This is a genomic window from Idiomarina sp. A28L, assembly GCF_000218785.1.
GTDB lineage: Bacteria > Pseudomonadota > Gammaproteobacteria > Enterobacterales > Alteromonadaceae > Aliidiomarina.
In genome coordinates this window covers 15,727-35,845 of the sequence record NZ_AFPO01000021.1, presented here as the reverse complement: position 1 = coordinate 35,845, position 20,119 = coordinate 15,727, and the positions used below count along the sequence as shown (strand labels likewise).

The 20,119-nt window shown below is 47.3% G+C and carries 16 protein-coding genes; 7 read left to right on the top strand and 9 right to left on the bottom strand.

The window, feature by feature from the left end; genetic code table 11:
- The first annotated feature begins 307 nt into the window (after window positions 1–307).
- The 5 genes from A28LD_RS08020 to A28LD_RS11970 all read left to right on the top strand — a co-directional run bounded on the left by A28LD_RS08020 (window position 308) and on the right by A28LD_RS11970 (window position 9,014).
- Window positions 308–949: a hypothetical protein gene (locus tag A28LD_RS08020; RefSeq protein WP_007420577.1), complete on the top strand. Its 642-nt coding sequence runs from the start codon at window positions 308–310 to the stop codon at window positions 947–949.
- Window positions 950–1,750: a DUF3307 domain-containing protein gene (locus A28LD_RS08015; RefSeq protein WP_007420576.1), complete on the top strand. Its 801-nt coding sequence runs from the start codon at window positions 950–952 to the stop codon at window positions 1,748–1,750. It abuts the gene before it with no gap.
- Between the two features lie 36 nt (window positions 1,751–1,786).
- On the top strand, window positions 1,787–2,245 hold the full coding sequence (locus A28LD_RS08010) for a hypothetical protein (RefSeq protein WP_139043557.1): 459 nt from the start codon (window positions 1,787–1,789) through the stop codon (window positions 2,243–2,245).
- 31 nt (window positions 2,246–2,276) lie between these two features.
- On the top strand, window positions 2,277–2,762 hold the full coding sequence (rimI, locus tag A28LD_RS08005) for a ribosomal protein S18-alanine N-acetyltransferase (RefSeq protein ID WP_007420574.1): 486 nt from the start codon (window positions 2,277–2,279) through the stop codon (window positions 2,760–2,762).
- Window positions 2,763–2,900: 138 nt separating this feature from the next.
- The gene (locus tag A28LD_RS11970) at window positions 2,901–9,014 is read left to right on the top strand and encodes an Ig-like domain-containing protein (RefSeq protein ID WP_007420573.1); all 6,114 of its coding nucleotides are present in this window, start codon (window positions 2,901–2,903) and stop codon (window positions 9,012–9,014) included.
- A 59-nt stretch (window positions 9,015–9,073) separates the two neighbouring features.
- Here A28LD_RS11970 and prfC read toward each other — a convergent pair whose 3' ends face one another.
- Together prfC and A28LD_RS07990 are read right to left on the bottom strand one after the other, a co-directional pair.
- Window positions 9,074–10,663 (bottom strand): peptide chain release factor 3, encoded by a 1,590-nt coding sequence (gene prfC / locus A28LD_RS07995; RefSeq protein ID WP_007420572.1) that lies wholly within the window; start codon window positions 10,661–10,663, stop codon window positions 9,074–9,076.
- Between the two features lie 263 nt (window positions 10,664–10,926).
- Window positions 10,927–11,184, bottom strand: coding sequence for a type II toxin-antitoxin system ParD family antitoxin (locus A28LD_RS07990; RefSeq protein WP_007420570.1), 258 nt, complete (start codon window positions 11,182–11,184; stop codon window positions 10,927–10,929).
- A 191-nt stretch (window positions 11,185–11,375) separates the two neighbouring features.
- On the opposite strand from A28LD_RS07990, the gene A28LD_RS07985 reads away from it, so the two are divergent.
- Entirely contained in the window at window positions 11,376–13,448 is a 2,073-nt protein-coding gene (locus A28LD_RS07985) for a site-specific recombinase (protein WP_007420569.1), read from the top strand.
- A gap of 6 nt (window positions 13,449–13,454) precedes the next feature.
- Here the strand turns inward: A28LD_RS07985 and A28LD_RS07980 are convergent, their stop codons facing one another.
- From A28LD_RS07980 to A28LD_RS07960, 6 genes are all read right to left on the bottom strand, one after another.
- The gene (locus A28LD_RS07980) at window positions 13,455–14,909 is read right to left on the bottom strand and encodes a DASH family cryptochrome (RefSeq protein WP_007420568.1); all 1,455 of its coding nucleotides are present in this window, start codon (window positions 14,907–14,909) and stop codon (window positions 13,455–13,457) included.
- Between the two features lie 9 nt (window positions 14,910–14,918).
- The gene (locus A28LD_RS07975) at window positions 14,919–15,650 is read right to left on the bottom strand and encodes a flavin reductase family protein (RefSeq protein ID WP_007420567.1); all 732 of its coding nucleotides are present in this window, start codon (window positions 15,648–15,650) and stop codon (window positions 14,919–14,921) included.
- 48 nt (window positions 15,651–15,698) lie between these two features.
- Entirely contained in the window at window positions 15,699–15,848 is a 150-nt protein-coding gene (locus tag A28LD_RS12160) for a DUF2256 domain-containing protein (RefSeq protein WP_083824803.1), read from the bottom strand.
- 10 nt (window positions 15,849–15,858) lie between these two features.
- Window positions 15,859–17,298, bottom strand: coding sequence for a cryptochrome/deoxyribodipyrimidine photo-lyase family protein (locus A28LD_RS07970; protein ID WP_007420566.1), 1,440 nt, complete (start codon window positions 17,296–17,298; stop codon window positions 15,859–15,861).
- Window positions 17,299–17,566: 268 nt separating this feature from the next.
- Window positions 17,567–18,409, bottom strand: a complete 843-nt coding sequence (locus tag A28LD_RS07965) for a TatD family hydrolase (RefSeq protein ID WP_158091789.1) — start codon at window positions 18,407–18,409, stop codon at window positions 17,567–17,569.
- Window positions 18,390–19,115, bottom strand: coding sequence for an AhpA/YtjB family protein (locus A28LD_RS07960; RefSeq protein ID WP_007420564.1), 726 nt, complete (start codon window positions 19,113–19,115; stop codon window positions 18,390–18,392). The genes A28LD_RS07965 and A28LD_RS07960 overlap by 20 nt, the downstream gene beginning before the upstream one ends.
- 112 nt (window positions 19,116–19,227) lie before the next feature.
- Between A28LD_RS07960 and serB the strand changes: the two genes are divergently transcribed.
- The gene (serB, locus tag A28LD_RS07955) at window positions 19,228–19,875 is read left to right on the top strand and encodes a phosphoserine phosphatase SerB (RefSeq protein WP_007420563.1); all 648 of its coding nucleotides are present in this window, start codon (window positions 19,228–19,230) and stop codon (window positions 19,873–19,875) included.
- On the opposite strand, the gene A28LD_RS07950 is transcribed toward serB, so the two are convergent.
- A complete protein-coding gene (locus tag A28LD_RS07950; protein WP_007420562.1) occupies window positions 19,867–20,118 on the bottom strand; it encodes a DUF2442 domain-containing protein in 252 nt (83 codons plus the stop codon). The genes serB and A28LD_RS07950 overlap by 9 nt on opposite strands.
- Between the last annotated feature and the right edge of the window lies 1 nt (window position 20,119).

The following is a 20,119-nucleotide window of genomic DNA, read 5'->3' as shown; positions in this document are numbered from 1 at the left end:
ACGCGCTTTTATTGACCGCAACCGGGGTCACCCAATCGGAAGTAAAAAGCGGCGTTCTTTTTTATTAATTGCCAGTATAGCTGTGCAATGTACTTACCTCCATACCATGAGTGTAAAATTAATGCGTAGTAGTGGTTTAAGCAAGCGTGATGGGGAATATCTTGCTAGTATTTTTATGTGGCTCTTCTTTGATTTGCGAATGTAACTAAAATGGATTACCTTAATGAAAGTAACCGAAATCAATTACTTTCGTATATGTAATTAAAAATAATTACTTTCGGGGTGTCAGTTTTGGAATGGAGTATCTATGAGTACTGAGGTAATAGCAGTAATTACAGGTGATGTTGTAGATTCCCGCACTTATCGTGACCATGACTACGATAGTATGCTTGAACTCTTGCAGGTGGTGTTGGGTGAGGTAAAAAGAACAACGCTTGGTAGTTTTGACGTGTTTCGCGGTGATTCTTTCCAGTTTGTTACCAGTAATATTAAAGAGGTGATTACCGCAGCGTTGATTATTCGGTTAACGATGTTAATTCATTCTCCTAGCGTTGAAGTAAGGCAGAGCATTGGTATAGGTGCGCTTACTAGCCGGAGAGAAAATGTGAAGTTATCTACGGGTGATGCTTTTATTCTTTCTGGTAAAGGACTAGAGAGTATGAAGGGAGAGCTTTTGGCGATTCATACTCTAAACGAGACGTTTCAAAATAATATAGTGTTACTGACTAGGTTCCTTGATGTTCACTTATCAAAACTGAAATATGCACAAGCTCAGGCACTGTTGGCACACATTCAACATCCAAAGTTAACCCATAAGCAATTGGCTAAAGAGCTTGCGAAAAGTAGGGTAAATACTACACAGTTATTAACAGCAAGTGATTACAAATTAGTTGATGCCTATATTCATTTTTTCAAAAGCAACTTACCCAAATCAAAGGATTTGCTATAGATGTTTGAACTACCTTTTCTGATATTTCTGTTGATCGCCCATATCATAGGCGATTTTTATCTTCAGCCTCGGCATTGGGTTGACGATAAGCGAGAACGAGGAGTTCGCTCGCTGTATTTGGTACATCACGCAATTATTCACTTGGGTTTAACGTTTACCGTTACCGCAGGTTGGCTCTTGTTTTCTGGTGCAAGCTTAATGCTCATTTGGTTTACTTTGACAGTTGGTGTTTCACATTATTTTATTGACCTAGCAAAATCACATCTTCCGGAACGAAATAGATACTTTTTAATAGATCAATTCCTGCATGTACTTATTCTGGTTTTACTTTGGCTAGCGGTAACAGAACAGTTTCAAAATATCTCCTACATTTTTGGGTATATCGATTGGTTTTCAATTTCGGTTGTAGTTCTTTCGTTTCTTTTCGTAATGAAACCAGCATCGATTTTTATAGCAATGTTATTAAAGCCACTGATTGCCGATCTTAATCGAGTGAGTGAACAAGTGAATGGAGCTTGTAATGTGGATGATAAGAGCGCTAGAGATTGGAACGAAGGCCTTGTGAATGCAGGGAAGATGATAGGCATCTATGAACGACTAATTGTACTTACGCTAATTCTCCTTCAGCAATATGCGGCTATCGGTTTTGTAGTGGCCGCGAAATCAGTATTTAGATTTGGCGATCTACGCAAAGCAAAAACTCGAGCACAAACCGAATACGTAATTGTTGGAACATTTGCGAGCCTTGCCCTTGTGTTAGTTATTGGTTTGATGACCTTATATGCGCTGGAATTAGGTTAGAATAATAGGTAACACTTTATGGTATGGGGTTTGAGTATGTGGAACGAGCAACAACGGGCGGCAATGGCTGCGCTAGGCATACCGATTTATGAGTTTAAAGGTGGCGATGTTTCGGCAGAGCCCGAGGCTGTGGAGCCTGTTGCCGAGAAGCCTTCAGCTCGTGAGGAGCCCTCAGCTCCAAGTACAGAGCCTTCAGCTCAGAGCAAAGAGCCTTCAGCTGAGAACAAAGAGCCTTCAGCGGCAGAAGAAACCCAAGCGCCGCAACCAGCGCATTATCGCCTTGGGCCATGGTTTTTGGTGTTCCCGAATGATATTCCCGCCGCGAGTTTTGATTGGTTACGGGATTTATCATCGTTTATTGGTGGCCGGCCGGTGCAAGTTTCTCATGTTTCGGCCGATAAGGTGGCTATAGATTGCAGCGCGTATGCGCAAAACCAACTTAGCCCTGAACAAAAACAAACGCTTTGGGCGGAATTGAAACCGGCGCTGAATTAGCAATAGTTAGCGCATAAATGATAAGAAGCCAATGACAAAAGAAAAGCAGCGTTTATTTATTGCCGATATTGATCGCCTCACTCCGGATATGATGCAAATTGAAAAGCAATCACATGCGGTGCCTTGGAGCGGGCAAGTATTTGGGCTTTGTTTTGGAGGCGGCTACCGAGTGGTGGGGTTGTATGCCATAACCGAAACTGGCACGCGCTTGATTGGCTATACGGTGGTGCATAAAGTTCTTGATGAGCTTAGTTTGATTAATATTGCTGTAGACCCAGAATATCGCGGCAACGGCTATGGCCGTGTGCTGCTAGAAAACGTGATTGATTACGCCTCGAATGAGCAAGGCGAGCAAGAATGGATGATCTTCCTCGAGGTGCGCGAGAGCAACCGAGCCGCAATCAGCCTATATGAATCACTCGGCTTTAATGAGATAGGGTGCCGCGTAGAGTACTACCAGCCCACTCGCCCCGGCAAAAGCCGCGAAAATGCGCTGGTAATGGCCCTCGGCGCTTAAGCGCTATTTTAGGTGAATGTTAACAAATAAAATAAATACTTATACTTTTATCAAATTAAACACCTATACTCGGTGACTTTTGATAACTCACTCATCTTGCCACGCGCTAGGTGGGTTTCAGTATAGGTATAATCCTGGATGTTGCTGCGAATCTGTTTGTTCTTCCTACTTTTTGTTTCTGCCTCTGCTCAAGCGGATTACGTTGTTTCTGGTGCCCCAACCGCTTATGGCCCTGATTACAATGGGCTCTACGTTGAAGCTGGAGAGCGCGGGGGCAAACCTTATTATAAGCACAGCTCCGTCGAATTGTTTTTATCCTTCACTGGGATATGGGTTCTCAGTTCATATCCAGATATGCCTTGGGGAGATTTTGAAAACTATAGCGACGCCGAATTACCACCAGAAACGGGTTGGAGGGGTATGCCGGGCGCAGAAAATATCCGCGTAACAATTGCAGGCCCCGCTTTACAGTATTCAGCTGCTAAGTTCCTCGAATCTTTAAATAACGATGGTTCACTAACCGGGCATATTTCAATTACGCACAATCAATTTGATGAACAAGGTTTCGCTGGCGTAGCGGATGAGAACTTTATCGAATCGGGTAAAGTGCTCGTGGGTAATGTGCCGGATGGATTAACTGCGGTGGTTCGCTATGTTTCACCAAGCGAACTGAACTTCACATTTGTTGGTGTAGCAGTTAACTCGGCACAAATAAACAATATAAACTCAATTTCGGTTGAATTTATGGATTCCGCATTCGCCGGTATCAATGCATCTGCAGCACTAACCAATTCTGCAAGCGTAAGCGATATTGCGATTAATTTCCGTGATGAACTTTTCGTGGCTGCCAGTGGTGCTGATTACACAAGTATTCAGGCTGCATTAAACGCTGCAAAATCCTACGACATTATTACGTTAGCTGCAGAAACGTTCACTGAACCTAATATTACAGTAACGAAAAATATCGTGATTCGTGGTGCCGGTGCCCGTAAAACAATAGTTCAAGCACAGACAGATGATTTACTCTTGTCTGCCAGGGTTTTTTCGGTTCATAGCGGCTTGGATATGGTTATTTTTACCGACTTAACCGTGAAAAATGGCCTGCAAACGGGTGTTGGTGCGCGAGGCGCCGGAGTTCATGCGCTTTCTCCAGTTATATTTGAAAATTGTCGAATAACCAACAATACGATCAAGGGTTCCGGGAATTTATGGGGCGCCGGCTTAGATGGCTTAATGGGCGCTTCGCTGCGGAATTGCTTGGTAGATAACAACCAGATTAATTCCGCAGGCTCAAATGTTTATTTCTCGGGTGGCGCTGGAATATCTTTTCAAGGGAGTTTTCATATTGAAAATACAACGATTACCAATAACCACCATAGCATTGATTCTGGCGCTGTAAGCAACCAGCTTTATGGGGCCGGTATTTTCAGCCGTAACCAGGGTAATGGTTTTATTGTGAATTCAACCATTACCAATAACACCACCAATGGTTCTGGTGGTGGTATTGCGGTGCAGTTAATGAGTGGCGAACTTCGTATTACAAACTCGATTTTATTTGGCAATGCTGCAGGCTTTAACGCGGCATCGGGTGATTTATGGTCAGAAGTAGGTGATGTGGTATTTGAATCCTCAATTCTAGGGGAACTTTTTTACACATCAGCAGGGGCATCGGTTGAACATTCGCGTTCGTTGTATACCGACCCTGCGCTTGATGTGTTGGCGGATAATGGCGGGCAACTGCAAACTCACGCGCTGCTCGCTGGGAGCCCAGCGATAGGTGCGGGGATTGTGGACGCGTTGGTGCCCGATCTCGATCAACGTGGCTTCAGCCGATCTGGCGCGCCGGATATTGGTGCGCATCAATACGATGCCACGGAGCCTTATTACGTTACTTATGATGCGAATGGTGGTGTTGCCGATAATGTACCGGTGTTAGGCCATAGCCTTTCGGTTGGAAAATCATTTACGGTTAGTGCGCAAGGTGCACTTAGCAATGGTGATTTAGATTTCTTCGGGTGGAACACTGAACCGAGTGGCGCGGGTACCAACTATTCTGCTGGTTCTGTAGTTGTAATGCAGGATAGTGATTTAACTTTGTATGCGCAGTGGGAACCGGTTGTTGTTATTACGCTATATTCATTGAATTACAGCTCTGCGGGCAACGGGAGTATTGCCGGAGCTGTTGATCAGGAGGTTGCATCGGGTGCATCGGGCACTTCGGTTGAGGCTGTGCCTGCTTTGGGTTATTCGTTTGTTTCTTGGAGCGATGGTTTGGAAACGGCTACACGTCAAGATACGAACGTAGCGTTTAATATTGCGGTGCAGGCGAATTTCGAGATTAATCAATACGCGGTTAACTTTGTGGTAAATGGCGTTATTACCGAAACTCAAACGGTTGCGCATGGTGGTGCTGCTGCGATTCCGAACACACCCGTTGTTCCGGGTTACACATTTACTGGCTGGGATCGAAGCTTCAACGAGGTTGTTGGCGATTTAACAGTAACGGCAGTATTTGCCATTAACAGTTTCACAGTTACCTTCGTTGATCACGATGGTGCGGTATTGAAAACCGAATCGGTGGCTTATGGTAGCGGCGCTTCTGCACCTTCAGTGCCAACCCGCACCGGGTATAACTTCAGTGGTTGGGATCGCGGTTTTAGTAATATTACCGCGGACATCACCGTTACCGCCGCCTATAGCATCAACAGCTTTACCGTAACCTTCGACCTTAAGGGTGGAGTGCGAACGGGTGGGGGTGAATTGGTTCAGGGCGTTCAGTATGGTGCAAACGCTTTAAAGCCGGAGTTTGATGCGCCGGAAGGGCGTGTGTTTATTGCCTGGGATCGTAGGTTTGAGAACGTAACAGAAAATATCACGGTTAGTGCTAGTTATCGTTTATTACCAACAGGCGAAAATATTTCTGCGGAATTAAACCAAGACGATGATGCCGTTATTGTTCCTAGCATAGCGGGGGAACCCGGTGCTGTGCTTAATTTAGTTGTGGTTACCCCACCAACGAACGGAACTTTAAGTGATACTGAACAAGGCTGGGCGTATACACCTAACGAGCGGTTTAGTGGCTTTGATGAATTTGAATACTATGTACAAGATGGTGAATTTAAATCTGCAACGTATCGTGTTGATATTGCAGTTTACTGGGTGAACTCTGCACCAGTGGCGGTAGATGATGGGTTTTCATTGGAACGCAGTAGCGACGATACATATTCTTTGCCCGTGTTATTAAATGATTATGATGCAGACGAGGAAGCATTAACCCTTATTACTGCGCAAACAAATGTAGGCTCTGTTTCGATTGATAGCGGGGCACTTTACTTTAAAGCACCAGAAAATTTTGTCGGACAGGTGAACTTATCGTACGTTATCAGTGATGAATCAGATACCACTGCAAGTGCTTTGGTTGCATTGACGATCACGGGTGAACCTGATGGCGATGCGCCTCGCATTGAAGCTTCGTCGTTTGTTCGGGTAAATGCTACTGGATTACAAACACGAGTGAACTTAGGCACTGCTTCGGCAATTGATGTTGATGGCCGCTCTATTCCTGTAGCTTTAGTTGAAGGGAATAATCTATTCGAGCCGGGTGAGCATATTGTTTTCTGGCGAGCTATTGATAGTGCAGGGCGTGAGAGCACGGTTTCTCAACAGGTGTGGGTAGATCCGATGATATCACTAAGCCGCGGACAGACTGTGGGGCCATCTGGTTCGGCATTTATTCGTATTTTCTTGAATGGTAACTCGCCGGAGTATCCTGTGGCGGTTCCTTATACTGTAGTGGGAACAGCGCTGCCTAGTAGCCATAGTTTGAAAGATGGTGTTGCCTATATCGATGAAGGGCTCGAGACACATATCGAGTTTGAGATTCATGATTCGTTGAATGGAGAAAACGAACAATCGATAGTGGTTGTTTTATCGCCCGACTTAAACCGCGGTGCTGTAGATCGCTCAACGATTTTAGTTTCGCCTCAACCAGTAGTGCCATCAACTCGATTATCGGCATTTCAGGATGATGAACCTCGCCTAATAGTGGCAAAAAACGCTGGTATGGTTGAGATACGTGGGCAGCGTGAAACAGCGCAAATTGATCATGAGCTTAATCACACTTGGATCACCGAGATTGACGGAGTAGCGGCGAATAATGAACTAGTATTTAGCTTCGACCCAATCAATGTTGCTTCTGGAATTCATAAAATTAGCTTATTAACGTCCTTGAGTGATAACGCTATTGGAAATCATGAAGCGTTTGTATTCATTGATGTTCGCGATGTGCTTCCTGTTTTGGGTGATTCTGATTCAAACGGTAATGGTATTCCAGACCGGCTGATTGGTCTTGGTGATGCAAATAATAATGGTATTCCAGATTTTCTTGATGGGATGCGCTCGTGCAATGTGATTTCTCAGCAAATTCTGCAACGGAACTCGTATCTTGCAGAAATTGAGCCCGGTGTATGTATTAGCCGAGGCCGCGTAGCTATGGAGAGCAGTTTAGGCGCAATTCAGCTTGCACCAGATGCTTCTTCGCATTTAGTTGAACTGGATGATGAGTTTAAGAATGTTGGGGGCGTATTTGATTTTATTATTACCAACATACCTGAGGCGGGTGAAAGCGTTTATGTAGTGGTACCGCAGCAGAATGTAATTCCAAGCGGGGCGGTATATCGAAAATACATTGATGGCGTATGGCAGGATTTCGTGGTTGATGAACATAATCGAGTATTCAGTGCGTCAGGTGAGCCTGGTGTGTGCCCTCCGCCTGCAGGTGCGCAATGGCAGCCGGGATTAACAGAAGGGCACCATTGTGTTCAGTTGTACATTCAAGATGGTGGCCCTAATGATGCTGATGGCAAGATCAATGGCAACATTTTAGATCCCGGTGGAGTAGCGGTTATTGCAGGAGATAACACACCACCTCGTGCGAGCGATTTAAGCGTAAGCATGGTTTGGAATCAAAGTTTGTCCATTTACGTACTTGAAAGTGCGATTGACGATGATGGTGATGATCTTCGCTTGTTATCGGCCACCGCAGATATAGGCGAAGCCGATATCGTTGATGGTGAGTTTCTCCGCTATACCCCGCCAAGGGGCTTTGGTGGCATTACTACTATTGCTTATAGTATTGGCGATGGCTTTGGCGGTGTGGCATCTGCGCAGATTAGTGTTGATATTTTGGGTAATGCGCCTCCTGTTGCTGTAAATGATGTGGCATCCACAGATGACCAAACTCCGATTATTATTGATGTTCTCGCAAATGACCATGACCCGGAAGGAACCTTGAACACCGTTGTAGCGGCGGTGGCAGAACAAGGGCAGGTAGTGGTTTTGGCGGATAATCGATTGCGATACACGCCTCGTGTTGGCTTTGGTGGAACTGATATTATTCGCTACACGATTGAGGATGAATTGGGTGCGCAAGCTTCTGCCGAAGTTTCGGTTTCGGTGTTAGTGATGGAAACTATTTCAATTCAGCAGAAAGCTTCGAAAGGGAGTTGGTCGCTTATTTTGATGCCGTTTGTTCTACTGATCTGGCTGAATCGTCAGCCTGCATTGATGGGCTTTTTGCGCCGCGCAGTTAAGCGAGGACAGATGAATACCTTTGTTGTAGGCGCGATTTTAGCAACGTCAATGGCAACTTCCTTGGTATATGTTCAGCCTGTATACGCAGGCGATAGCAGCAGTGCTGGAATGATGAATTGGGAAGTGGAGTTGGCCGGCGGCACGAGTACAACGAAAGATTCTCGCGCGCGAATAGAAAGTTTGTTACCGGAAAACTCGCGTATAGAACGTTATAAAGGGCGTGATTATGCCTTTATGCTGCATTTTAGTTACCAGATTGCACCGAATCTGCATGCAAAGGGTGGTTATGTAGATTTGGGCTCTGCCAATGTTGATTTGTTGGTTAATACAACTACTTCGCAGGCAACGTTTGAAGAACTGGCGGGAACTGTACCAATTTTAGGTAGCGGTTTTACTATAGGTTTAGCGAAGCGCTTTGATATTAGCCGAAAGTGGCAAATCGGTGCAGAAGTAGGGATGCTTGATTGGAAGGCGAGCACACGAAGCGCTTCCTCTACCGGTGCCACTATTAAAACGGAGTACACCGGTATAGACCCATACTATGGGGTGAGCCTTGGTTTCCGCTTTACAGATGCGGTGAGCCTGCGAGTGCAATGGAACCATTTTCAAATGAAACGATCAGTTGACGCATTTACTGTGGGTGTTCGTTATCAGTTTTAGCTTTGATAGCAAGATAATCGTTGAATAAACTGGCGAATATCTTGCTATATCTCTTCGAATTACACTTCCTTCGTGTGCGTGAAGGTGATTTCTGGGAAGCGCTCTTGCGTTAGCGATAAATTCGCCATGGTGGGCGCGATATACGCTAAGTGATTGCCGCCATCGATAGAAAGGTTGTGTTGCGCTTTGCGTTGAAATTCTTCGAATTTCTTGGCGTCATCGCAATATACCCAGCGCGCAGTAGCAACCTGAATGTTTTCGTAAATCGCTTCAACTTTGTATTCGGCGCGCAAGCGGTGAACTACTACATCAAACTGCAGCATACCCACAGCACCGACAATTAAATCGTTCGAAGCCAGCGGGCGGAATACTTGCACTGCACCTTCTTCAGAAAGCTGCACAAGGCCTTTTAATAACTGCTTTTGCTTCAACGGATCTTTCAAACGGATGCGGCGGAATAGTTCTGGCGCAAAGTTTGGAATACCAGTGAATTTAAATTCATCGCCCCACGTGAACGTATCGCCAATCTGAATGGTTCCGTGGTTGTGCAAACCAATGATATCGCCAGGCCATGCTTCATCTACGTGCTCGCGATCACCGGCAACGAAGGTGAGGGCATCAGCGATGCGCACTTCTTTACCGAGGCGCACATGCTTCATTTTCATGCCTTGTTCGTATTTACCAGAAACTATGCGCATGAAGGCAACCCGATCGCGGTGCCGTGGGTCCATATTCGCTTGAATCTTAAACACAAAGCCTGAAAACTTTTCATTCGCCGCTTCAACAAAGGTTTCTTTATCGGTATTTCGGCCCATCGGCGTTGGCGCCCATTCCACAAGGCCATCGAGCATGTGATCAACACCGAAGTTACCGAGCGCGGTACCGAAAAATACTGGGGTAAGCTCGCCGGCTAAAAACAGCTCCAAATCAAATTCGTTAGAAGCGCCTTTCACTAAATTGATTTCATCGCGAAGCTCATCGGCATAACTGCCAATGCGCTTATCTAGTTCTGGGTTATCGATGCCTTTTAAAATATCTACTTCTTGAATGCGGTGGCCTTGGCCTGATTTGTAGAAAATAATTTCATCACGGGCAATGTGGTAAACCCCTTTGAAGTTCTTACCTTGGCCAATCGGCCAGGTAATCGGGGCACACATGATTTTCAGAACATTCTCTACTTCATCGAGCAATTCCAGCGGATCGCGAATATCGCGATCGAGCTTGTTCACGAAAGTAAGAATTGGTGTATCGCGCAGGCGGGTAACGTCCATCAATTTAATGGTTCGTTCCTCAACACCTTTGGCGGCATCGATTACCATTAGGCAGGAATCTACCGCGGTAAGTGTGCGATAGGTATCTTCCGAGAAATCTTCGTGGCCTGGAGTATCGAGCAGGTTTACCAATGAATTGCGATAAGGGAACTGCATTACCGATGTGGTAACCGAGATGCCCCGCTCTTTTTCCATTTCCATCCAATCTGATTTAGCGTGCTGGCCAGATTTTTTGCCTTTTACGGTGCCGGCTTTTTGGATTTTTTGCCCGTGCAACAATACCTTTTCGGTAATGGTGGTTTTACCCGCATCGGGGTGAGAAATGATTGCGAAGGTTCTTCGCATATTTATTTCATTGATTAAGCTTTGCTTCGACATGCACCCAACTTATCTTAATTATTTGTTTTTACTGGCAAAAAGTGGCTTTAGTTTATTGTTTATCAGCCCTAAAAAAGCCCCCAGCGAATTGCCGCGCATTATACAGGCTTTATCTCGAAATATGTAGGGATAGCGTTCTTGGGGCATGGAGAGTAAGTAGCTTTTGTTTCACCCCAGTTAAGGCGGCTGAAATCGTAGATGTTCTTGATATCATCCTTAGCAGCAGGAGAGATAATTAGGTTATATGCATCCATGCAAAAAAATTATCCTTTAATTTCGTGAAAGAACTTCTCCAAAGCTTCACTAGAATCAATAGGAGTACCTTCTCCACGTTCGAGCTGTCGAGCGCCCACTTGCAGCTGGTTGCGTAACGTGGCGAGCTTTAATTCGTTTACCCAGCTTTCATGAGTTTCCATAAAGCGCAAAGCTTCGCGAATAACTTCGCTAGCATTATTATATAGGCCGGTTTCAACCTTTTCTTTAATTTTAAATTCGAGCTCGGGAGTGAGAGATATGTGCATATTTAAGCCCTCTTAAATGCTCTTTTGACAAAAGATAGTCTATGGCTACATAGATTGTCAAACTTTGGTTTTGATCTAGGTTTTTACTTACAAGTTCTGGTTGTGTTGATCAAAAGCTTCGAGCGATTGTTAACAATAAGGGCCTGTGGCATGCTTGTTCTTCTTTGAAGTTGTAAGGATATTTATTTTAGATGCAAACGCATTCAGCTGAGCCGAAATCCCAGAAAAAAGCGCAACACAAAGCCGCAAAGGCGAAAATTCAGTATCACCTGACGGCTCTGTTCGAAAAAGAACAAGCTGTGCCTGAGCGGTTGGCGGCTTTGGTGGAGTTTCTGCGCCAGGGTGGTGTGGCCCATGCGGCTGAGCGGATGGACGAATTGATTGCGGATTTGCAGCAGAATACGGAGCACGCACAGGCCTTAGGCGAACAGCTTCATGGCCAGTTAGTGGGGCTAAATCTGTATCCAGCGTTGGTGAACTTGGGTATTTTTGCGCGCCGGGCGCTGCTAAGAGAAATGGCTACGCGGCTGTATGATAGGCTGATTCCACCGCCGCGCGAAGAAGGGAGCTCGTTGGATTTGTTGGCGCAGCTATTTCACCGGAAGCGAGATGCAGAATGGCTAGCAACAATTCAGCCAGTGCAATGGTTGCGGCTTTATGCGGTGCTTGCTCGGGCGAGTAGCGAAGAGAGTGTTCAGGCTGCGGAAGTTCACTTGCGGCAAGAAATTCTCTACGTATTGGAAATGCTGGCGATATGGATTGCGGCTGAGGAGCTTGAGCCTGAGCTGATGCGTATTGATAAAAAACTCATTGATATCGATTCGCCATTTATTGCGTTGCAGCGAGAAATGCAAAGTTTTACTCAGCATGAAGCTCGACGCATGGAGGGGGCTGATTTACCGCCTTTTGATGCCGGCCATTTGTGGGTAATGCTTGAGCAAAGCCAAGAGCAGGTAGATAGAATTCGCCGCCGGGGGCGAGGCGCTGCGGGCTCTTCACTGGCAGTGGCGCATTTGTTAGAGCGGTTAGAACAAACGATTGCCCGCATGAGTTCGTTGCTTTCGCTGCTTACTACTGAAAGTTCGTTGTTGGTGATGAAGCGCAGTGTGGCGCTTTGGCAGCACTTAGTGCTCGCTACCACAGTGAAGAATAGTATTGTTGATGTGTGGCGCACCAGCACGGCCATGCTCTCGCGCAGTGTTACGCAGAATAAAAGTGTTCATGGCGAGCATTACATTGCCCGCGATGCAAAAAGTTATTTCACCATTATGCGCTCGGCGGCTGGCGCCGGTTTTGTAATTGCGTTCATGGCGCTGCTGAAAATTTATATCGAAAGCCAAGGCTTTGCGCCGCTCGCCAATACCGTGTTGGTGAGTTTGAATTATGGCCTAGGCTTTGTTCTTATTCATTTATTACGTTGCACTATTGCTACTAAACAACCGGCAATGACAGCCGCAAGTTTCGCAGCCGAAGTAGAGCGCGGCGATAACGGCCGCGCCATTAGCCGTAAGCTTGCGGTGTTGCTGGTAGATGTGAACCGTTCGCAGTGGGCCGCCGTGTGGGGAAATATTTCCACCGCACTGCTAACCGCTGCTGTTGTGTGTTTTGGCGTGTATTGGTGGCTTGGTAGCAGTTTGCTAGATGCTGAGGCGGTAAGTTATCAGTTATTGGCAATCGAACCGATAAGTGGCTTGGCTTTATTTTATGCGGCTATTGCTGGTGTTTGGCTATTTTGCTCTGGGCTTATTGCTGGCTATTTCGATAACCGCGCCGATTACGTGCAACTTCGGGAGCGTTTGTTTCAACATATATTGTTGCGCTGGTTAGGTGAAGAGCGCCGTGAACGCTTTGCTAACTACTTGCACGAAAATTACGGCGCAATTATGGGTAACTTCTTCTTCGGTGTGCTGCTGGGCGTTACCGGGTATATCGGATACCTTACTGGCTTGCCGTTGGATATTCGCCACGTAGCGTTTTCTTCGGCTAACCTTGGTTTCGCTAGCTTTAGCGATTTCACCGGCTTGTACAATTTTGTGGTTGGCTTGTTGTTTGTGCTGATGATCGGCTTTGTAAACCTGTGGGTAAGCTTCACGCTGGCGCTACTGGTAGCCATGCAGGCTCGCGGCACTAGCATTCAGCGTTTCCGACCTTTATTTCGCTGCTTAGGGCAGCAACTGAGAGAAAAGCCTTTAAGCTTCTTTTTCCCAATTGCTCCAGAAAAAATGCCGGAGAAACCTGCCGATAAAAGGGGTAGCGAGCACTAACGGCGGTTAGTACTGCGCCTGCCATAGCTTCTGGTATGCGCCTTCGGTATCGTACATTTGTGCTTGTTTTTTTAGGTTGAACCAACTGCCGCCGCGCGGGTTGGCCGCCAAGCCGCCGATGTATTGCCAGTTTCCGTAGTTGCTGGCCGGATCGTAATCGAGCAGGTTCGCTTCGAACCAAAGTGCGCCCCAACGCCAATCGATACCCATATCGTGAATTAGTGCCGAAGCTACGTTTTGCCGGCCGCGGTTGCTCATAAAGCCAGTTTTCGCAAGCTCGCGCATGTTCGCATTCACAAACTCATTGCTCGTCTCGCCCGCGCACCATGCCAAGAAAGTGGGGTCGTTGTCTGTGTTCTCTGGCACCTTTCCGAGCGCTTTGGCGGAACCCTGAAAAAGATCGGCGCCGTGTTCGGCCGCAAGGAACTGAAAGAAATCGCGCCAGAGCAATTCTACGATTAGCCATTCGGTGGAAGCATTTGCGCCATGCTCAGCTTCGTATTCGCGCACTGCCTGCAATACTTGGGCTGGAGAAATACAGCCAAGATTTAGCCACGGCGATAACTTACTCGAGTAATCTGCGCCAATTAGGCCATTCCGCGTTTCTTTGTAATGCCCAACAGCGCTCGCAGCGTAATCTTGCAAACGGCGCTGGCCGGCAGTTTCGCCGCCTTTGAATGGTAATACTGAGCGGCTATCGGTATCGGCGTTGATAGCGATTGGGCTTTGTTTGAGAGAATGGTGTCTGGCACCGTTTTCTTGGGCCACAGCGTTTTCTATGATGTTTTCAGCCGCAGTGTTTTCTCGGGTGCGAGGTGTTTGCTTTTGGTGTGCGAGAAGTTGGTGCCAGACACCGTTTTCTTGAGGCTCGGCGTTTTCTCGGGCCACGGCGTTTTCTTGAGCCACGGCGCTTGTTTGAGAAACGGAGAGCGGGTTAAGCCTTAGCGTAATTGCCTGGGTATCGGGGGCCACTTTGCGGCGAAATTTGCTAAAGCTACCCAGGGGTGAGGTGTGGCGTTCGTAAACCTCAGCTTCGGCAAGCAAGGTATAGCATTCGTGCTGCACAAATGTTACGCCAATAGCGTTAAGCGCTTGCAACACTCGTTCTGCTGCGGCCACTTCTTCGTGGGCGAATAAGCGTTGGGTGTGCACATGCGTAATGTTCAATTCTTGGCAAAGCTTTGGCAGTAGTGTTTCGGGCTCTTCAGCTTGAACAATAAGCTCGCCACCCATTTGCTGAAGTTGCTGCTGTAAATCTTGTACCGATTCCCACAAAAACTTTGCCCGTAGCGGTGCACAACGCGGCATGCCAAGCCAGGTTCCGGTATATTGCTGATCGTAGCAAAACACACCAAGAGGCTTCGCATGCTGGCTATCAGCCGCAGCTTCTAGCGCGGGGTTGTTGGCAACGCGCAAGTTGCGCCGAAACCATACCAGTTGATTTGAGTGGGTAATCGCCATTTTCTTCCCCTATTTCTTGCTATTTTTGCTTTCGCGAAATGCTGCAAAATCAACCGCAGGCTCAATATCCTGTGCACCTCCGCGAGGTAGAGCACGTACGGGTTGCTCGGGCTCTGCGTATTGCAGCCGGTTAATCAGTGTGGTGCTGTGGTAGCCATCAAGCCCAGAAATCGCCAAGGTATCGAGATCTTCAATGGCCACATAGCCATCGCCTTTCATAGCTGCTTCGGCGAACCGCACCCACTCAATTTCGCCAATCACAAACTCAGTGCCGTTCACTTTAAAGGGCACAATTTCAACCAGCCGCAGCCCCATTTGTAGCGGGCTTTCAGCCACAGCTGGCGCCGCAAAACCGGTGTGCCAATGCGGCGTAAGGCCAGTAGCCGCAAACTCGCAAATATCGGGCGCAAAGCTAGCGCTAGTTAGATGCGCAGCGTTCAACATGTTCGCACCCACATGATTAATGGTATAAACCCCGAGCGCTTCAATGTTGGTTACCGTATCGCGCTGCACCGGCTCGCCAGTTTCGGAGGTGCGCGGACGCATTACCATACCAATCAGCGGCGGGTTGGCACCCAAATGTACTACCGAGCTCACCATGGAAAGATTCAAATTTTTATTCGCATCGGCACTGCCCACCAAGTTGGCGCTTTTAAAGCCGGAAAGGCTATTAATTAAGCGCGCCCGAAATCGTCGAGGCAGGGTATTAAAATCATGCTTTGTAAACTGCAATTTGCTCATGAGTGTCCTTGTTTTGTATTTTTGCGGCTAAAAGCCAATGCAAATTATCTAGCTCGAAGTTGCACTTTTATTCCGGTTTCGGCGACACCGTTCCGAGCAATAGCGCACCTCATCCCAAACCTTTTCCCACTTTTTGCGCCAATCAAATGGCCGCTGGCAGGTTGCACATATTTTGCTCGGTAAATGCTGTTTCTTCATTTTCGTTCGCTTACTCAATGTGGCGCTCAAGAATAGTTGGCAAATTTGCCCGCACCAATGGATCTTTTCGCCACTTCCAAAGGTTATCACGCGCCCGTTTGCCAGTTTCCTTTAAATCAATAATCGGCTCGGGATAATCGCGGCCGAGTTGGAAATCATGCAGAATCTGCTCAAACGGTGGCATTATCCAGGGCTCATGAATATATTCGTTGGGAATTCCGCGCAGTTCAGGCAGCCAGCGGCGAATAAACACCCCCTCGGGATCATGCTCTTGCGATTGCTTCACCGGGTTATAAATCCGAATCGTGTTAATGCCCGTTATACCCGCCTGCATTTGAAATTGTGGGTAATGAATACCCGGCTCAAAATCCAAAAATAGCCTGCCTAGATGGCTTGCGCCCATGCGCCAATCGAGAAACAAATGATGGGTTAAAAAGCTCACTAACATGGCGCGCATGCGAAAATTAATATAACCGGTTTGTTGCAAGCATCGAATACAAGCATCAACTAACGGAAACCCGGTTTTGCCGCGCATCCAAGCGCTGAGGTGATCAATATCACCACTGCGGTGCAGCTTTTGATAACCCAAATTGAGCGGCTCGAACTGTAAGCGCGGTTCCAGTTCAAACTTTTGGATAAAATGGCAATGCCAGCGCAAGCGCGATAGCACCCCACGCATCGGCATTTTCCAGCAATCTTCCTTGCCCTTGTTTTTGCAGGCCTGATAAACCTGACGCACGCTCAAGTTACCAAATGCCAAATAGGGCGAAAGCCTTGAACAATGGGTGCGGCTAAGCTCAGGTTTAGAAATAAATTTATGATACTGGCGGCCACGGATTTGCAAAAAATCATATAACCATTTGCGCCCAGAAAGCTCGCCGCCATGTTGATAATTGGGGTTCGGGGTTACCCAAGCTTTCGGCGCTAACCAAGCAAATTCGCCGCTTGTGAACTCAAGCACGGGCCGGAGGTTTTGAAAATCGGCCTGCACTTGTTCCTGATGCATCTTCTGATACCAACGTTTCCGCCACCCTTCGCGGTTTTTAAGCGCACGTTCAATGCCATTGTGAGCAAACTCCTGCAAATTTACACCATTTTCTTTTGCCCATGCCGCAATTTGCTTATCGCGCGCGAAAGTGTTCGCGAGCCCAGTTTCTTCATAACTAAAAATGTTCTGAATACCGTATGTTTGCTGCAAATGCGCAAACACTGCTTCCGCATTGCCGTGTAATACTTTTACTTGTTGTTGAAATGGCTCTAACTGCCGGTTCATTTGCGCAATGGATTGCATAACAAAGCGCCAGTGGTGCTCACCGAAGTGGGTATCTTCGAGTAGCATGGGCTCAACGATATACAACAATAACGTGGGCACGCCTTTATCACACGCAACCGCAAGCGGCGCATGATCTCGAAGCCGAAGATCGCGTTTGAACCAAACTATATTCATCATTAACGGATTTACGTGCTGCAGGCTTTTTTAGTTCATAGAAAGTAGTGTCTGACACCACTTTCTATGGCACGGTGATTGGCGTTTCGGGGCGTTTCGGGGCGAGATTGGCGGTTCGGGGGGAGGATATTGGGTTCTCAGGGTGTCTGCCGCATGGATGCGGCAGCTCAAGCCTACAGGGATGTACTTGTGGCGTCCCTGAGAACCCAATACCTCACACCGAAAAAGCCACTCGCCCCCAGGCCGCCACCCTCGCCCCCGAAAAAGGCACTTACTCTCGGAGCAATATAAGGGCGTGAGCTATTTTAGCGATATCGGCTGGCTCGTTGCGGTTGCCCTGATTGCCAAACAACGGCATATCGGGGCTATCGGTTTCGAGCACTAGGGATTCTAAAGGCACTTTGGCGATGGCTGCGCGAGTTTTTTGGGCGCGTGGGTAAGTGATTACTCCGCCTACACCGATTCGGAAACCAGCATCTACCCACTGCATTGCTTGTTGATAGCTGCCGGAAAAGGCATGCACGATACCGCTGCTAACACCGGCTTTTTTCACCATAGGCAGCATTTTATCGAGGGTTTTGCGGTGATGAAGAATTACCGGCAAATTCATATCGGCGGCAATGTGTAATTGTTTTTTGAAAAGCTCTACTTGTAACTCAAATAAAGGTTGCGTGGCATCGAGGCCAATTTCGCCAACGGCCAGAGCGCCTTTTTCAAGGAATGTAGGCAATAACGCTAAATCATCGGCAAAATCGGCGAAAGTAGGTTCGCGATTTTGTATTCGGTCGCGCAAAAAGTAAGGGTGTAAGCCAAACGCCATGCGCCAACTTGAATATTGTTGCGCCAATGCAAACAGCCGGGGCCATTGGGCTGCACTGATGCCCATTACCAAGAACCGTTCCACACCTTCGGCCTGTGCTCTGGCTAATACAGCCTCGCGATCGGCATCAAATATGGGGAAATCGAGATGGCAATGGGAATCGGTTAATTGGATTCTGTTGGTTTCGGCGTTAGGTGATTCAGTAGGGGTGGCCGCATTAGCGATTTCCGCGAGCACTTGGCTGGCAGAGGGAAATTCGCCGAGTAAGTTTGAACTATTTATTGCCGCGCTCATTTTTGCTATTTGCATTCTTAGTATCGGGCGTTTCGTAAACTTGAATATCGGCTTGTGTGCTTTGCGCCATGCTCTCTGGGGAGGGCACAGAAATAGCTCGGCGCTTGCGCAGGAACGAGAAGGTTACGAGTACACCGGCTATGAAAGCTAGAAACAGCAAAAACGCTTGTTGTTGCAGCGAGGCTCGGTGATATGGGCGTGATTGTGCGGTGATACGATCGTAATCAAAGGTGATACGCACGAATCCGAGCAAGTGTGAGCCGGTTTCGCTGCGATCAAGCACGGGTGAAACCATAGGCACTGCCCACATTGAATCGGGCAGGTTTGCTAAGTAGGTGTGCAATGGTAAATCGTGGCCCACGCGAATAATGCTGCGGCCCATTTCATCTTGAATGCTTACTTCTAGAATGGCTTCTTGGCTTTGTAAATGTTGCGCTAAATTCTCTAAACCGTTGTAGTTATCTTCAATAAACCATATCTTAGCTTCGTTTTGGGCCTGCGCCATAATTACGCGCGCTAAGTTTTCGGTATGCGCTACGAGTACCTCTTCGCCTTTTTGATTGGCTTGATACCAACTATTAGCGATAATGCCGATTAGCGTTAGCGCAGCAGCAATTAGGATGATGCGGCGATACATACGTTCGCCTGGCAACATCCAAGGCCGTTTTTTACTTACTGTATTTTTTTCTGTTTGCGCTATATTCATAACGGCAACTTTAGCTCAGCGGAACGCTTCAGGCAATCGCCTGTTAGAATAATAATTAGCGCAAGTGCGCAGGCACCTTGAATTACGTAGCTTAAATGAATAAGGCAAAAGAATGAGCACATTACCGGATATGTTAAAACCCGGCTTAGCTGTATTTGATATGGATTCCACCCTAATTCAGTTAGAGAGCATTGATGCCATTGCCGCGGCTGGTGGCAACGGCGCTGCAGTGGCAAAAATAACTGAAAAAGCGATGCGCGGCGAGTTGGATTTTAAAGAAGCCTTGCATGAACGGGTGAAAATGTTGGCGGGTGTTTCGGAAGAGGTTATTTTCGGCCTTGCCGATAACCTACCATTTACCGAGGGTGCCGATGAACTTATGCGCTTTTTGCGTAAATATCGCTGGCGTATTGCAATTGTTTCGGGCGGCTTTACCTGGTTTGCTGATATGGCGGCCATGCGCTGGGGTGCTGATTATGTGGCCTGTAATGTGCTAGAAGTTGTAGATGGCAAGCTAAGTGGGCGCTTACTTGGGCCGATTATTGATGGCCAAGCTAAGGCCGATGCACTGGAAGCATTAATGCGCCAATACGGTTTGCCGCGAGAGCAAGTAATTGCTATTGGTGATGGCGCGAATGATATCCCAATGATTGAAGCTGCGGGCTTCGGTGTGGCATTCAATGGGAAGCCAGCGTTGGTGAAGGTTTCCGATTTACAAATTGAAGGTTCGCTGGCGAAACTGATTGAAGTTTTAGCCTAGCATGCGATAAAGCGCATCGGGTGCATAATCCGGTGTGTGGTTACATTCTGGGAGTGGCCAATATACTGCGCCAAAATCATCGACCGCGGCTAACAAAAAGTTTTCGGGCTTGCGCAGCGGCTCAAATAGCGGGCCATGTAGCGATTCCGCAATACAAACTTCACCCGTTTTACCATCGGTAAATTTGAGCACTAATATATAGCCAGGTTTGGCTATTACAGTGCTTACTTTAGGCAATGTCATG

Bases quoted from the DNA above. Each gene is read 5' to 3' on its own strand.
- A28LD_RS07960 (WP_007420564.1), bottom strand. From the start codon at position 19,115: ATGAATATAGCGCAAACAGAAAAAAATACAGTAAGTAAAAAACGGCCT.
- A28LD_RS08010 (WP_139043557.1), top strand. From the start codon at position 1,787: ATGTGGAACGAGCAACAACGGGCGGCAATGGCTGCGCTAGGCATACCG.
- A28LD_RS07990 (WP_007420570.1), bottom strand. From the start codon at position 11,184: ATGCACATATCTCTCACTCCCGAGCTCGAATTTAAAATTAAAGAAAAG.
- A28LD_RS11970 (WP_007420573.1), top strand. From the start codon at position 2,901: ATGTTGCTGCGAATCTGTTTGTTCTTCCTACTTTTTGTTTCTGCCTCT.
- A28LD_RS08015 (WP_007420576.1), top strand. From the start codon at position 950: ATGTTTGAACTACCTTTTCTGATATTTCTGTTGATCGCCCATATCATA.
- A28LD_RS07970 (WP_007420566.1), bottom strand. From the start codon at position 17,298: ATGATGAATATAGTTTGGTTCAAACGCGATCTTCGGCTTCGAGATCAT.
- rimI (WP_007420574.1), top strand. From the start codon at position 2,277: ATGACAAAAGAAAAGCAGCGTTTATTTATTGCCGATATTGATCGCCTC.
- prfC (WP_007420572.1), bottom strand. From the start codon at position 10,663: ATGTCGAAGCAAAGCTTAATCAATGAAATAAATATGCGAAGAACCTTC.
- A28LD_RS08020 (WP_007420577.1), top strand. From the start codon at position 308: ATGAGTACTGAGGTAATAGCAGTAATTACAGGTGATGTTGTAGATTCC.
- A28LD_RS12160 (WP_083824803.1), bottom strand. From the start codon at position 15,848: ATGAAGAAACAGCATTTACCGAGCAAAATATGTGCAACCTGCCAGCGG.
- A28LD_RS07950 (WP_007420562.1), bottom strand. From the start codon at position 20,118: ATGACATTGCCTAAAGTAAGCACTGTAATAGCCAAACCTGGCTATATA.
- A28LD_RS07965 (WP_158091789.1), bottom strand. From the start codon at position 18,409: ATGAGCGCGGCAATAAATAGTTCAAACTTACTCGGCGAATTTCCCTCT.
- A28LD_RS07975 (WP_007420567.1), bottom strand. From the start codon at position 15,650: ATGAGCAAATTGCAGTTTACAAAGCATGATTTTAATACCCTGCCTCGA.
- A28LD_RS07985 (WP_007420569.1), top strand. From the start codon at position 11,376: ATGCAAACGCATTCAGCTGAGCCGAAATCCCAGAAAAAAGCGCAACAC.
- A28LD_RS07980 (WP_007420568.1), bottom strand. From the start codon at position 14,909: ATGGCGATTACCCACTCAAATCAACTGGTATGGTTTCGGCGCAACTTG.
- serB (WP_007420563.1), top strand. From the start codon at position 19,228: ATGAGCACATTACCGGATATGTTAAAACCCGGCTTAGCTGTATTTGAT.